The organism is Deltaproteobacteria bacterium, assembly GCA_013151235.1.
GTDB lineage: Bacteria > CG2-30-53-67 > CG2-30-53-67 > CG2-30-53-67 > CG2-30-53-67 > JAADIO01.
Window position 1 is genome coordinate 1 of the sequence record JAADIO010000055.1, and the last position, 14636, is coordinate 14636.

At 55.6% G+C, this 14636-nt stretch carries 13 protein-coding genes; 5 read left to right on the forward strand and 8 right to left on the reverse strand.

Features of this window, described 5'->3' with window-relative positions; all coding sequences use genetic code 11:
- Nucleotides 1–535: 535 nt before the first annotated feature.
- From GXP58_10170 to GXP58_10185, 4 genes are all read left to right on the forward strand, one after another.
- Entirely contained in the window at nucleotides 536–784 is a 249-nt protein-coding gene (locus GXP58_10170; protein ID NOY53962.1) for a type II toxin-antitoxin system Phd/YefM family antitoxin, read from the forward strand.
- Between the two features lie 3 nt (nucleotides 785–787).
- Nucleotides 788–1054 carry a type II toxin-antitoxin system RelE/ParE family toxin gene (locus GXP58_10175; protein NOY53963.1) on the forward strand — a complete coding sequence of 89 codons (267 nt, stop codon included), beginning with the start codon at nucleotides 788–790 and terminating at the stop codon, nucleotides 1052–1054.
- Nucleotides 1055–1551: 497 nt separating this feature from the next.
- Nucleotides 1552–2559 (forward strand): zinc-dependent alcohol dehydrogenase family protein, encoded by a 1008-nt coding sequence (locus tag GXP58_10180; GenBank protein NOY53964.1) that lies wholly within the window; start codon nucleotides 1552–1554, stop codon nucleotides 2557–2559.
- 90 nt (nucleotides 2560–2649) lie between these two features.
- On the forward strand, nucleotides 2650–4218 hold the full coding sequence (locus GXP58_10185) for a LysM peptidoglycan-binding domain-containing protein (protein ID NOY53965.1): 1569 nt from the start codon (nucleotides 2650–2652) through the stop codon (nucleotides 4216–4218).
- A 68-nt stretch (nucleotides 4219–4286) separates the two neighbouring features.
- Here the strand turns inward: GXP58_10185 and GXP58_10190 are convergent, their stop codons facing one another.
- The 8 genes from GXP58_10190 to GXP58_10225 all read right to left on the reverse strand — a co-directional run bounded on the left by GXP58_10190 (nucleotide 4287) and on the right by GXP58_10225 (nucleotide 13927).
- Nucleotides 4287–5513 carry a dicarboxylate/amino acid:cation symporter gene (locus tag GXP58_10190; protein ID NOY53966.1) on the reverse strand — a complete coding sequence of 409 codons (1227 nt, stop codon included), beginning with the start codon at nucleotides 5511–5513 and terminating at the stop codon, nucleotides 4287–4289.
- A 16-nt stretch (nucleotides 5514–5529) separates the two neighbouring features.
- Nucleotides 5530–6219 carry a phosphoribosylglycinamide formyltransferase gene (locus GXP58_10195; GenBank protein NOY53967.1) on the reverse strand — a complete coding sequence of 230 codons (690 nt, stop codon included), beginning with the start codon at nucleotides 6217–6219 and terminating at the stop codon, nucleotides 5530–5532.
- Nucleotides 6216–7253 carry a phosphoribosylformylglycinamidine cyclo-ligase gene (locus GXP58_10200; protein ID NOY53968.1) on the reverse strand — a complete coding sequence of 346 codons (1038 nt, stop codon included), beginning with the start codon at nucleotides 7251–7253 and terminating at the stop codon, nucleotides 6216–6218. Before GXP58_10200 ends, GXP58_10195 begins: the two co-directional genes overlap by 4 nt.
- A 207-nt stretch (nucleotides 7254–7460) precedes the next feature.
- Nucleotides 7461–8978 carry a response regulator gene (locus GXP58_10205; protein ID NOY53969.1) on the reverse strand — a complete coding sequence of 506 codons (1518 nt, stop codon included), beginning with the start codon at nucleotides 8976–8978 and terminating at the stop codon, nucleotides 7461–7463.
- A 25-nt stretch (nucleotides 8979–9003) separates the two neighbouring features.
- On the reverse strand, nucleotides 9004–9909 hold the full coding sequence (locus GXP58_10210; GenBank protein ID NOY53970.1) for a hypothetical protein: 906 nt from the start codon (nucleotides 9907–9909) through the stop codon (nucleotides 9004–9006).
- A 3-nt stretch (nucleotides 9910–9912) separates the two neighbouring features.
- Nucleotides 9913–11295 carry a TldD/PmbA family protein gene (locus GXP58_10215; GenBank protein NOY53971.1) on the reverse strand — a complete coding sequence of 461 codons (1383 nt, stop codon included), beginning with the start codon at nucleotides 11293–11295 and terminating at the stop codon, nucleotides 9913–9915.
- 21 nt (nucleotides 11296–11316) lie between these two features.
- Nucleotides 11317–12336 (reverse strand): aspartate-semialdehyde dehydrogenase, encoded by a 1020-nt coding sequence (locus tag GXP58_10220; protein ID NOY53972.1) that lies wholly within the window; start codon nucleotides 12334–12336, stop codon nucleotides 11317–11319.
- Between the two features lie 193 nt (nucleotides 12337–12529).
- Complete coding sequence (locus GXP58_10225; protein ID NOY53973.1) at nucleotides 12530–13927, reverse strand: hypothetical protein; 1398 nt, start codon at nucleotides 13925–13927, stop codon at nucleotides 12530–12532.
- A 152-nt stretch (nucleotides 13928–14079) separates the two neighbouring features.
- Here GXP58_10225 and GXP58_10230 point away from each other — a divergent pair, with 152 nt between their 5' ends.
- Nucleotides 14080–14289, forward strand: coding sequence for a hypothetical protein (locus GXP58_10230; GenBank protein ID NOY53974.1), 210 nt, complete (start codon nucleotides 14080–14082; stop codon nucleotides 14287–14289).
- The last annotated feature ends 347 nt before the right edge of the window (nucleotides 14290–14636 follow it).

Sequence of the window (14636 nt, forward strand, 5' to 3'; positions counted from 1 at the left end):
AGGAGTACTTTTTTTTCTTGACAACTGTCAACCATATCAGCCTGTCGAACCATGAACGGAATCCGAAAAACGACTTTTTACGACACCATCAAGGTTTATTGCAGAATCTTCGTCTTCGGGAATCTTCGAATCCGCACTCCCTCCATAATGTATCTTTATTGAAAGTAGGCGTGTATATTCCGTTCTGCTTTAAACACCTGTCGCAGGCACGCCTTTCGAACTGGACTTGATCTGTATGGTCCGAGAATAACAAAGTCTGCCCCCGGGAGGTTCGGATAGTTGCCCATACCGCTATACAGCGCTTTGTCGATGGGTTAGAAGGTAACATTTCCATCGCCCCCCTACCACCCAAGCTACATGACTCCGGCTTTTACCATGACGGGACTTGCACCCGTTAGTGTATGCCGCCCTTCGCCGGGCACGCTCAAGATTAAAGACTTGATCCTCAATCTCCACTTATTCGTTTATAATTCCTTGACGACAGCCCAAAGTTGTTGTACAATTTACACATAATGTACATTTTGGAGGTATCGTCATGATTACTGTAACTACAGCCGAAGCCAGAAGAAAACTTGCAGAAATCGTCAACAAGGTTAAGTATGGGAAAGAGCCTGTTGTCTTAACCCGAAGGGGCAAGGAAATTGTCGCTCTTGTTTCCATGGAAGAACTTGAACTGCTACAGTACATTGAAGATCGCATTGATATTGAAGATGCCAGGAAAGCCCTTAAAGAGCCAGGTGAAAATATTCCGGCGGAAAAACTCTGGAAGGAGTTGGGGCTTTAATTCATGAAATATTCTGTTGAGTTCAGACCGTCCGTTCTGAAAAGCTTGAAGCGGCTTCCCAAAAAGGATTTGCGACGAATCAAGAAAAAGATAGATGACCTTTCAGAAAATCTGCCTGACCCTTCCATCACCAAAATGAAGGGAAACAACTCTTTCCACAGGATACGATCCGGCGATTATCGAATTATATATGAAATACATAATGATCGGCTATTCATCCTCGTTGTAAAGATCGGTCACCGGAAAGACGTTTATACAAAACTCCGATAAACTGCGTACCCTTTCGTGAAACGGCTTTGTCAATACCCCCCCCCTCGTGGCCGGGCTCTTCCCGGATTTCATTCATGCGCACGGAATAGGGACGGGTCTTCGCACGGAATAGGGACGGGTCTTTAATCTTGAATTTACTTCATCGTTCAGTATTCAATATTCTGTCCGACCCGCCCAACGGGATATCAAGATTAAAGACCTGGTACCAAATATCGGTACCAAATCTCCTCCCGGATCAACTGCCTTTTCAAATCCCCCCTATCCCCCCTTTCGCTAAAGGGGGGGAGCACAAGGTCGTGGGCTATCGTTTTGATCTTCGCCTTTTCCCCGTGCCTCCCCGCCTGCCTGTGCGTGTCCGCACCTGTCTGCGTGCGGGCCGCCCGCACAGGCAGGCGCAGACAGGTGTTCCCCGTGGTTCAGGTCACGATCGCTTTTCATCTTGATTTCCCCGACGCGGTCCCCTATGATGGGCCAAAATTTTCAAAAGGACCTGTATAATGCAAGTGATGGCGCTTCATTCCCCGAAACCGGTCTCTGAAAATCCGCTGGTTCCCGAGGAGGTGGACCTTCCCGAACCGGGCCCCGGCGAGATCCGGGTCAAGGTCTCCGTCTGCGGGATCTGCCATACCGATCTTCATACCGTGGAGGGGGACCTGCCTCTTCCCAGACTTCCACTGGTTCCCGGCCATCAGGTCGTGGGCGTGGTGGAGAAGTCCGGCAAAGGGGCAAAACGCTTTGCCGAGGGCGACCGGGTGGGACTGGCCTGGCTCCATTCCGCCTGCGGCGCCTGCTCTTTCTGCAGCACGGGGAGGGAAAACCTCTGCGAATCCGGCCGATTTACCGGGTACCACACCGACGGGGGATATGCCGAATATACCGTCATCCACGAAGATTTCGCCTACCGCCTTCCCGAGCGGTTCCCCGACGAGGCGGCGGCGCCGCTTCTCTGCGCCGGGATCATCGGCTACCGGGCGCTGCGACTGAGCGGGATCAAACCGGGGGAACGTCTCGGCCTCTACGGCTTCGGCGCCTCGGCCCATGTAACGATCCAGGTGGCCCGGCACCGGGGATGCGAGGTCTATGTCTTCAGCCGGGGGGAAAAGCACCTTAAACTTGCGGAAAAGCTCGGCGCCTGCTGGACGGGACGGGCGGAGGAGACTCCGCCTCACCTCCTCGACGCCTCCATCATCTTTGCCCCGGCCGGCGGGATCCTACCGGAGGCGTTGCGGGTCCTCGAAAAAGGAGGGACCCTTGCCCTGGCGGGGATCACCATGTCGGACATCCCCTCTCTCGACTATACAAAACATCTCTACTTTGAAAAGATGGTCCGCTCCGTAGCAAACAGCACCCGGCAGGACGGGGAGGAGCTTCTGAAAATCGCCGGCGAAATCCCGATCGAAACGGAAACGACCCTCTTCCCTCTCCGGGAGGCAAACCGGGCATTGCAACAATTAAAGGAAGGAAAAATCAACGGGGCCGGGGTGCTGAAGATTCTTCCGGATTAGTATTGCTATTTCCGGGTTTTTATTAGACAATATCTACAAGGCATTCAATCACTTCCGCTCGTATATTCATATTCTACAAAGGAACCCGTTATGCCGAACCGGTCGAGACAATTGTTCTGCAGAATTCCCGTACTGATCCTTGTTTTCGCCCTGTTCGCCTGCACCCACCTCCCCGCAAACCGGAAGCATACAGCGTCATCCCTCTCCCCGGCGAACACCTCTGCGGCAAAAACATCTCCGAAAAAGGAGGAATCCCCCCCTCCGGTGCCGGAGATGACCGACCAGCAGCGGATCGACAACGCCTTAGACGCCTACGAGGCATCCCAGGAAGACTGGGACCAGGGACTTTTCGATGATGCAATCAATCTGCTCGACCAGAGTTACGACCTGATCCTCGACATCCCCGCCGACCACGATCCCGACATCCTGCAACAGAAGGAGGACCTTCGACTCCTGATCTCCCGCCGGATTCTGGAGATCTACGCCTCCCGTTCCGGGGCAACCCTTGTCAACGGAGACGGAGCCATTCCCCTGGTGATGAACAAGTATGTCAAAGAAGAAATCAAACGTTTTCAAACAAAGGAACGGAAGTATTTTATAGAATCCTACCGGCGCGCAGGAAAATACCGGGGCTACATTGAAGAGGAGCTGAGCAAGGCGGGACTCCCGAGGGAACTGGTCTGGCTCCCTCTCATCGAAAGCGGGTACAAGGACCATGCCCTCTCCCGGGCCCGGGCGCTGGGACTCTGGCAGTTCATCGCCTCTACCGGGGCCCGATTCAACCTCAAACGGGACCAGTGGGTCGACGAGCGGATGGATTTCAAGACCTCCACCCGGGCCGCCATTGCATATCTTACGGCCCTTCATAACCTCTTCGGAGACTGGACAACAGCACTGGCCGCCTACAACTGCGGCGAAGGGAATGTCCTTCGAGCCATTCGGGAACAGCGGGTGAACTACCTGGACAACTTCTGGGATCTCTACCCCATGCTTCCGCCGGAAACCGCCCGTTATGTGCCCCGTTTTCTGGCCACCCTGCAGATCGTTAAAGACCCCGCCAAATACGGGTTCTCTGAACTGAAGGAAGACGCACCGTTGAAATTCGAGGAGGTCACGGTTGAAAAAGAGATGAAACTTTCCGACGTTGCAAAATCATTGTCAGTCCCAACCCGGACACTCACCATGCTGAATCCCGCCCTCCGACAGAAGGTCACACCGAACTATGCCTACCTTCTCCGTGTCCCGCAGAAAAAGAGGGATCTCCTGACGGCAAAACTGGATCAGATCCCCCGGTGCAGGCTGGTCCTCCGTACCTACACCACCCATCGTGTTCGGCGGGGGGAAACCCTCTCCCAGATCGCAAGGCGTTATCACGCCTCGGTACGGACCATCTCCCGTCTCAACCGAATCCACAACGTCGCTCGTATCCGGATCGGCCAACGGATCCGCGTGCCCCTCCGTCATCCCCGCAGTCATTTCAGCACCCTCGCGAAAGCCTCTGCCGGAAATTTTCGCAGGTACCGCGTGAAGCACGGCGACACTCTCTGGTCGATCGCACGAAAACACAAGACTTCCGTCTCCGTCATCAAGCGGATCAATGGACTTTCATCAAACTATTTAAAACCGGGACAGATCTTGAGAGTTCCCGTGGAAACGTAAAAGGCAACGATCAGCGGTCAGCTTTCAGAAACTTCCGTATGTTCTTCACGGCCTTCATTTTGTTCAATTCACGGCCGTCTCTTCTCCAGATGATCCACGACCGCCGCACCGACTGCGTCCCCCCAGACATTGACCATTGTCCGGCAACGGTCGAGCAGCCAGTCGACGGCGAGGATCATCCCGATCCCCTCGACGGGAAGCCCCACCGACTGCAGAACCAGGACCATCGTCACCAGTCCCGCCTCGGGAATTCCCGCCGCCCCGATGGCCGCGAGGGTCGCCGTGAGAAAGATCACCACCAATTCCCCGCCGCCAAGCGAAATCCCATAGCTCTGGGCAATGAAGATCGCCGCCACCGCCTCGTAGAGAGCCGTGCCGTCCATGTTGATCGTCGCCCCAAGGGGAAGGACAAAGCCGGCGGTTTCGTTCGAGACCCCCGCCTCTTCCGTAACGCACTCCAGGGTCAGGGGAAGAGTGGACGAGGAGGATGCCGTGGCAAAGGCCGTCAGAAGCGCCTTGGCCAGTTGCCGGAAATACCGTCCGGGATTTCTCCCGGCAAGGAGATAAAGGATCATCGGCAGAACGATCACTCCATGGATCGCAAGGCCGAGTACCACGGTGCCGACATATTTGCCGAGTTGTACCAGAAGGTCCCACACGGCTCCGCCGCCGCCCGTCGACCCGAGGCGAAAGGCAATGAGTCCGAAAATTCCCAACGGGGCAAAGTACATGATGCCGTGGACGATCTTCATCACCGCCTCGTTACAGGCGGAAAAAAACTGTGCAACAATCGTCTTCTCCTCTCCCAGCATGGAGAAGGCTACGCCGAAGAAAAGAGAGGCAACGATAATCGGCAGGATCTTCAACTCCATTGCCGCCTGCACCAGGTTCGGATAAATCAGCCCGGTCAGGAGGTCAACAACGGAATAGGCTCCCTTTGTACGGACCGCCTCGGGGAGTGGTCCGCCGAAGGTCGGAAAACCGACACCCGGTTTCAGAATCAAGACCAGAGCAATCCCGATCGCAACGGAAATCCCTGTCGTCAACATGTAGTAGAGCAAAGTTTTAATGCCCAGGGTCCCGAGACGGCGTACATCTCCCAGGCTCATAACACCCACGATAATCGAGGTGATGATGAGAGGAAGAACCATCATCTTCAGGGCGTTTAAAAAGAGGACTCCCAGCACCTCCGTATGGAGAGCTGCTTCAGGGAAAAAGGAGCCGAATGCAATGGCAAGAACGGCGCCCACCACAATCCAGAGAAGGAGGCCGGATCCACGGACGGAAAGGTTCATAAAATTATTTTCCCCTTCAATCCTTCCCGGTCGAGGAGGCGGCATCCGACACAGGGGGCGGGTTTATCATGGTTTGATCGACATCAGGGCGGGAATGAAAAATTCGTACGCGGCGCCCTTCGATCTTCAGGCGCCCTTCCGCAAAGAGACGAATCGCCTCGGGATAGATCCGGTGTTCCTGCCGCAGGATCCGGGTCCCCAGGCTCTTCCCATCATCGTCCGGAAGGACGGGCACCACGGCCTGAATGATAATCGGCCCCGAGTCCATCCCTTCATCAACAAAATGGACGGTACATCCCGAGAAGCGGACTCCATAGTCGGCGGCCTTGGTCTGCACATGGATTCCGGGAAATGCCGGGAGGAGGGCGGGATGGATGTTCATGATCCGACCGGGGAAGGCCCGGACAAAGTCCGGTGAGATAATCCGCATGTAGCCGGCGAGGATCACCAGTTCAACCCGGGCCTCCTTCAGGGCTGCAATCATTGCCCGGTCGTGATCCTCCCGCTTTCTGAAATCCGCCGGCATGATGATCCGCCGGGGGATCCCATGCCGCTCCGCCCGGTCCAAGACGCCGGCATCCGGATTGTCCGTCAGGAGAAGAACCATTTCGGCAGGCAGTCTCCCCGCCTCAATCTGATCAATAATCGACTGGACATTGGAACCACCGCCCGAGGCAAGAGCGCCGATCCGGAGTTTTCCCGTCATCGGAAGTGTACCTCCCCCTTCCCTTTGCGAATCTCCCCAATTTTCCAGGCGGACGTTCCCAACTCTTCCAAGTCTGCCAGAACATCCTGCGCATCCTCCGGAGAAACAATCAGTACAAAACCGATTCCCATATTGAAGGTACGGTACATCTCCTCTTCCGGAACATGGCCGTGCCCGGCCAGCCAGGGAAAAACCGGCGGGATTTCCCAGCTCCCACGCTGCAACTCCACGGTACAGCCCTCCGGCAGCACCCGGGGAAGATTTCCGGGCAGCCCCCCCCCGGTGATGTGAGACAATCCCTTGAGATCGTACCGATCCAGGAGAGGCAGAACGGTCTTCACATAGATCTCCGTCGGTTCCAGCAGGACCTCGCCGTAAGGACGGTCAAAAGGGGCGGCTTCCCGGTTCAGGTCGACCCCCATCCGGTCCAAAACAATCTTACGCACAAGGGAATAACCGTTGCTGTGAATCCCTGTTGAAGCAAGACCAAGGACCTGATCGCCCGGAACAACGGCGGACCCGTCGATGATCCGGGAACGCTCCACCACCCCCACGGCAAAACCGGCCAGGTCGTACTCTTCATTACCGTAGAAATCAGGCATCTCCGCCGTCTCCCCGCCGATCAGGGCGCACCCCGCCTGCCGGCACCCCTCCACAATCCCTTTCACCACATCAGCGCTCCGTTTGACTTTCAGCCTCCCCGTCGCCAGGTAGTCGAGAAAGAAGAGGGGTCGCGCCCCGGAGACAAGAATATCGTTGACGCACATGGCAACAAGATCGATCCCGATCGTATCGTGACGTCCCGTGAGGAAGGCAAGCTTCAGTTTCGTCCCTACACCGTCCGTCCCGGAGACCAGGACAGGTTCCCTGTACCGGCCCGGCTCCAGGGCAAAGAGTCCGCCGAAACCGCCGAGGCCGGTCATCACCTCCGGACCGAAGGTCGTCTTGACCATCGGAGCAATCGCCCGGACAAAGGCCTCGCCCGCATCGATATCGACACCGGCATCTTTATAAGTCAGTTTTTTTCCGGTCATTGCAACTCCTGTTCTTTCTCTTCGAGCTTTGTGCCTCTGTGCCTCGGCATCTTTATGTCTTTATCCCCGTGCTCTCCGCCTGATCCGTGGTGAATCGCTTTTGACTTTGGCCTTGCCTTTTCTTCAAGATCTTCATGTCCTTCATGGTGAAGCTTTTCAGCCTTTGATTTTACTCTGTGCCCCTTTGCCTTTGTGCCCGGCTTCTCGTTACTCCAGCAACGCCGGAAGCAGAATCCGGAAGGTACTTCCTTTCCCGGTCCCTCCATCCACCCAGATCCGCCCGCCATGCGCCTCGATGATCACCTTGGCGATATACAGTCCCAAGCCCGACCCTTCGATCTCCGTTGTTCCCCGAACTCTCCGGTATTTTTCGAAGATCGTCGGAAGATCGCCTTCCGGAATCCCCCGGCCGTTGTCGATGATGGAAATCTGCAGAATCCGCTCCGCCGCCTCCAATTCTTGTGAAGACGGACACCCGGAAGGCTGTTCCGGCAACAGGTCGGCCAGGACACGGATCTTGCCGCCGCCGGGGGTGAACTTGATGGCATTCCCGATCAGGTTGATCATCACCCGCATGAGGTAGTCCTTGTCCCCGACAATCGGAAACCGGTCGGCGCCGAAGTCCTTCTCGATGATGATCTCCTTACTCCGGGAGAACATCCGCTGTGTCCTGATCGAGATCTCCATCACATCATTCATGTCAATGCGCTGCCGGTTGTATTCCACGGTCCCCGAATCGAGTTTGGACAGATCGAGCAGTTCATTGACCAGGTTGAGAAGATGGTTGGCGCCGGTTTCAATATTCTGCAACAATTTCGTCAGGTCTTCATCAATCACTCCCCTGGTTTCGTTCAGGACAATCTTGTCACAGATGGTAATCGTCGTCAGGGGATTCTTCAGGTCATGGATGACCATGGAGACAAAGTCCGCCTTCTTCTGTTCCAATTCCTTGTCCTTGGCGATATCCCGGAAGACCTCCACCCGGCCGATCACTTCCCCCTCGGCGGAAAAGATGAATCGCGTACTTTTTACAATGGGAACACGACTCCCGTCCTTGCGGACAAGATTGAACTCTTTCATGATCTTCCGGTCCCGACCGATTGCCCCCTTCGTCTCAAGGATACGACAGTCGGCATCATCGGGACAATTGAAGATCTCCGTACATTTCCGGCCGATCGCCTCCCGGAAGCTGTAACCGGTAATCTCTTCGGCGGCGGCATTAAAGAAGACGATCTCCATCTCCTGGTTCACGGAAAAGAGCCCTTCCCCCATGGTATTGATGATGGTCTCGATCTGTTCTTTCTGATTGGCAAGCATCCGGTTGGTATGGCGCACCTCATCGTGAAGGTGTTTCATCTGCAGGGCGGATCTGACCCGGGCCAGCAGCTCCATCTCATTGTAGGGCTTGCGGATATAGTCATCGGCGCCGTGGCTCAATCCTTCGATGGTATCCTCGATGGAACTCTTGGCGCTGACCAGGATAATCGGGATGTTCCGGGTCTCCGGCTTTTTCTTAATCGTTTCACAGACCCGGTATCCATCAATCCCCGGCATCATGATGTCGAGGAGAATCAGGTCCGGCTGTTCCCGGTAGACCTCCTTTAACGCCGCCTCTCCGCTCCGGGCCGTCCGGACATAGTACCCATCCATCTTCAGAATATCGGAGAGGAGTTCCAGGTTGTTCCGGTTGTCATCGACAACGAGGATATTGGAAACAATTTCCATTAACGTTCCGCCTTTTTCTCGGGTTCTACTGCAACGACCGATTCTGCGGAGATCCGGATTCGGCATCCGCAACAGGGAGCGTAAACGAAAAGATACTCCCCTCTCCTTCGGCGCTTTCGACACGGATGCCCCCGCCATAGGCCTCGACAAACTTTTTGCTGATATAGAGGCCGAGACCGGCCCCCCGTTGTTCCGAATCCGACTCTCCGTTTAACTGGCGAAACTGGTCAAAGATGACCTCCTGGTCCTCTTCCCGGATTCCGATCCCGTTATCCCGGACGCGGATCTCTACAACCCCCCTTGCCGTACTTCCCGGCGGAGCAGGAAGGGCTTTTGCCTCAACAAAGATCCGGCCGTGATCGGGCGTAAACTTGACGGCATTCCCAATCAGGTTGATGAGGACCTCTTTGATCCGGACCTCTCCCGCCAAAACCTTCGGAAGGTCCTCGGGAATCCGGTGTTCCAGATGGAGGACACGGTCCACCAACTGGGGCTCTATGCTGACCAATGAAGAGAGGACCAGTTTTTTCACACTCAACGGTTCAATCCTGAGTTCGGCCTTCCCCAATTCCAGATGAGAAAGATTGAGCAGGTCATCAATGACGTGCATCAGATGCTGTGCGTTTTCATAGACCTTCATCAGATTCTTCAGCTGATTCTCGTTCAGGTAACCGTAGCTCCCTTTGATCAGCATGTTGGTATAGCCGAGAATCGAATTCATGGGCGTGCGCAGTTCGTGGGAAATGTTGGCAAGAAATTCCGATTTGAGCCGGTCCGCCTCCCGGATCTTCTCGTTTGCACGGGCAAGAACACGATTCTGCCGCTCCAGTTCCCGGCTTTTTTCGTTCAGCTCCTCCGTCCGGAGGAGGATCATCTCTTCAAGGCGTCGGTTCAGCTCCCGCAGTTCCTCCGGCCTTCCCTTCGGCTCCATCCTTCACACCTCTCCCCCAACGGTAATTTCCGGGATTCTCAGGGTCGGTTGGGCATCGGAGACGGGAACTCCCTGGCCGTCCTTCCCGCAGGTCCCGATGGCATCGCCTGAATCGCTCCCAACCCGGTCGATCTTCATTAAGACCTCCGGACCGTTGCCGGTAAGCGTAGCTCCCCGCACCGGTTCCCCCACCTTTCCGTTCTCAATCCGGTAACCTTCACTGACCTCGAAAACAAAATCTCCATTAATGGTGTTGACCTGTCCGCCTCCCATCCGGACCACAAAGAGACCTGTGGGTGTGGAACGAAGGATCTCCTCCGGGTCCTCGTCACCGGGCAAAATCATGGTATTGGTCATCCGGGGGATGGGACGCCGGCGGAAGGACTCACGCCGTCCGTTCCCCGTCGGTACGGTCCCCTCCTTCATGGCCGTGAGACGGTCATAGAGATAACCTTTCAGGACGCCCCGATCGATGAGAACCGTCCGGGCCGCCGGGGTCCCTTCATCATCAAACCGGAAAGAGCCCCGCTTGTTGGGCAGGGTCGCATCATCCACCACCGTCACGGCCGGAGAAGCGATCGTATCCCCGATCCTCCCGCTGTAAACGGAGAGCCGCTGCTGCGCCAGGTCGGCCTCCAGGCCGTGCCCCACCGCTTCATGAATCATGGTCCCCCCCGCCTGCGAAGAGAGAACCACCGGCATCCGTCCTCCGGGAGCGGGTGCGGCATTCAGCATCAGGAGGGCCCGCCGAGCCGCCCGTCGGGCGACCTCATCGAAGGATTCCATTTCAAAGAGTTCAAAACCGACGGCCCCGCCGACCGATTCCAGGCCGGTCTGGATCACTTCTTCTTCCCGGGCCACCACCTGTACCCGTCCGATCAAAGAAACCCGGTCATCCTCGGCCAGTTCGCCGATGGAGTTGGCGATCAGGATCCGTTTGCGGGAATCTCCGTAAACCGTCGTGGACTGGCGGATTCGCGGATCAACACTGCGGGCGGCGGCATCGGCCGACTTTACCAATTCTACCTTATGCACTGTTTCCACGCCGGCCGGATTGATCCGGACAGGATGCTGCACGGCGGATTCCCGGGAGGCCAGAAGGATGGTTTGATCCCGCCCCTCTCCCTTCAGCGCCCGGCTCACCCTCCCGGCAAGTTCCATCAGGGAGGTCAGGGAGAGATCATTGGTATAGGCATAGAGGGTACGATGATCGTGGAGAAGCCGGAGACCGGCGCCCCGCGTGATCCCGGTAACAACCTTTTCAATTTTGTTGTCTTCCAGAACGATGGAGGAGTGTTCCCCCCGCTCCAGGTAGAGCTCGGCGAAGTCACCGCCATGACGCAGGGCCTGCTTCAGGATCTTCGGAATCTGTTCTTTCGGGATCATGGTGTTTCACTTCTCCGGCGGCTATCCGGCGTCTTGGATCAACCGCTCTGCAATCTGGATCGTGTTCAGGGCCGCCCCTTTCCGGAGGTTATCCGAAACAATCCAGAGGTTCAGTCCCTTCTCGATCGATTCATCTTCCCGGATCCGCCCGACGAAGGTATCATCCTTCCCGGCCGCGTCGATGGCCAGAGGATAGACATTGTCCGCAGGATGATCAAGGACGCAGACCCCCTCGGCACAGGCCAGAAGTTCACGGGCATGATCGGCCGTAAGTTTTTTCTCCGTCTCGATATTGACCGCCTCGGAATGACAGCGAAAAACCGGCACCCGCACCGTCGTGGCCGTCACGGCAATGGCGTCATCCTCCAGGATCTTTCGCGTCTCGTTGACCATCTTCAGTTCTTCCCGGGAATAGCCGTTCTCGAAAAAGATATCAATATGAGGAAGGCAGTTGAAGGCAATCTGGTGGGGATAGACCTCCGTCCTGACCTCCTGAAAACCGAGGAGCGCCCGGGTCTGATTGAGGAGTTCATCCATCGCTTTTTTGCCCGTACCGGAGACCGCCTGATAAGTGGAGACAACAATCCGCTTGATCTTCGCCGCATCATGGATCGGTTTCAGGGCAACCACCATCTGGATCGTTGAACAGTTGGGATTGGCGATAATCCCCTGATGCCGTGTAATCGCATGGGCATTGACCTCGGGAACCACGAGGGGAACCTCCGGATCCATCCGGTAGGCACTGCTGTTATCGACCACCACGGCTCCGCTCTTCACGGCCGCCGGTGCAAAAATCAGGCTCCGATCACCCCCGGCGGAAAAGAGGGCAACATCAATCCCCTCGAAAGAATTCTCCTTCATTTCCATGACGGGGATTTCTTTGCCCCGGAAGGGGATGGTTTTCCCCGCGGAACGGGACGAGGCGAGAAGCCGGAGTTCCTCCACGGGAAAATTCCGTTCCTCCAGGATGGAGACCATCTCACGCCCCACGGCGCCGGTCGCACCGGCCACGGCAACGTTATAGAACTCTTTCTGCAGCATTTTCCCTCCTGTTATGAAAAAGGGGGTCCTTCTCCGCCGGCAGACGGAAAAAGAGTGTATTATTGCGGATTTTATATTTGATGGATCTTACTGATTCCGGGGGGAAGCTGTCAAGAAGATAAAAAACGGAATGGATTTTTTTTGAGGAAACGCAGTACTCCCGGTTGTCCGGCTTTCAGGCAAGGAACAAGGTTCATGTCCGTCCCCCGCCTCTTCGTTTCTTCCGTTCGTCATCGTCCATTAAATCAGGTAAATCCCCGTCTGAAAAATCGTACACCCTTTCACTTCCGGGGACCGGCGGATCGGCACAAGGCGCTTCATCTTCCTCGGAGACCTCTTCCAGTTCCAGCTTGAGATCGGTTTCGGGGTCCGAAAGGTCGACCACCTCTTTTTCGGAAGAGGCCCCGTTCTCCTCGCCGGCGTCATACCCGAGAGAGATCACATCCTCCGGCGATTCAGGCGCAGGCGCCGCTTCCTGTTTTTGCGTATCGTTCAGAAAAAAGGACTCTTCTTCACCCTCGTCGTCTCCCCCCCCTTCGGGTCGCCCCGGTTCGGGCAGGGCCGCCGGTCCACTCATCCCGGACGCAGAGGCTCCCTCCGGACCGGGAAGGGCCATAGATCCGGATCGTTTCGGTGCCCCGACCAGATCCTCGTATCGTACACCCGCCGAGGCTTTCTGCGGCACGGACGGCTCTTCCGGCTCGGGAACCGCCGGTTTCCGATCGTCTTCCGTGATCACCTTTACGGTTTTCCATTTCCGGAGAAGCACCAGAAAGACGGCCAGTCCCACCACGGCAACCAGGCCCACCCCCCAGAGCAAAAGCATCCGGTGATGATGTTTTGCCCGGGCCTGCACTGCAGCACGTTGCGCCGCCTGAGCCTGTTGCTGTAATTTCCGTTCTCTGCGCTGCTCCGCCGACTTCTGCAAAGCATGGATCCGATCCTGAAGCCTCTTTTGCAGGGCGGAATCGCTGACTTTGCCGGCAAAAGACCGAAGATCGGAGATCGTGCCTGTTTTCAGGAGATGATCCAGTGTAATCAACTCCAGAGCCTTCTTGGCAGCATCAACAAACCGGCCTTCCGGATAAATTTTCAGATATTCCTGGAATTTCTCCTGATGATTCGTCCGGACGGCATCCTGAAAAACCAGGACCTCCGCCCGATTCTTGGCCTCATCCAGAAAGAGGCTGTTCGGATTGCGACGGATATAATCGAGATAAACCGGCGCTGTATCAATTCTTTTGACCTCTTCAAACTGCAGGGCCATGATCCGATCTTCCGCGAGAGAAGCAAATTCGCTCTTCGGAAACTGATGAAGAAACGCCTCGTAGTCGGCGATGGTGTCCTTCTTTTTCACCTCCGTGAAGGCCACCATGTCCGGCGTGACGATCTTCTCCACCTCCGACATCGGAATACCGACAATCCCGCCGAGACTCTCGTATTTGACCATCCCTTCTTCACGCCAGAAATTATCCACCTTAATCACCCGGCCGTCTTTCAGAAAGATCCGGCTTTCGGCAAATCCCACAGCGGGCGCAAAGAAAAAAGAAAAAATGATAATCAACAAAAGAAGGTTTCTGATTCGAAGCATAAACGGATCCTTCTTCCTGGATTAAGTCTCATCCGGCCAATAGATTTATTATATAATATTTTCTCTGCGGATGGCAAACAAATGGAATCAGGAGACACCTTCATATTGAACGACAATTTGTATCAAATCATTCTTCAGTCCCTGGAGGTACCATGAAGCGCAAGCTGCCCCGTTTGACGATTTTAGCGAGAACAGCTCTCAACAACGCAGTTGCCAAAGTTATTGAAGAACATCGTCGGACGGGAGCCCCGGTTGCTCTTTGGCAAAACGGCAAGGTCGCTTTGATCCATCCGGACCGGTTGCCGGTTCACAGGCCGAAAGAGAGCAGACAACTTTCCGGTAAGAAATCCCGACAACATTGAAGTGGAGCCGGGGCCAATGCGTATGCTGGTGTCAATTTTTTTTGCTTGACAAAATTATAGCGCATGACCCTCAATCTTTCTTTCGCCGGGGACGCTCAAGATTAAAGACCTGGTACCAAATCTCTGCCTTCGCTAAAGGGGGGGGCACAAGGTCGTGGTCCATCGTTTTGATCTTTGCCTTTTCCCCGTGACTCCCCGTGTTCCCCGTGGTTAAATGTTTTTGCTTTTCGCCCTTGATCTTGCCTTTTCCATGTTTTGTTTTCCCCGTGTTTTTTGTGTCCTTCGTGGTAAGTCGCTTTTGCTCTTGACTTTGATCCCGCCTCTGCCGGATCCCGATTATCCCCGTT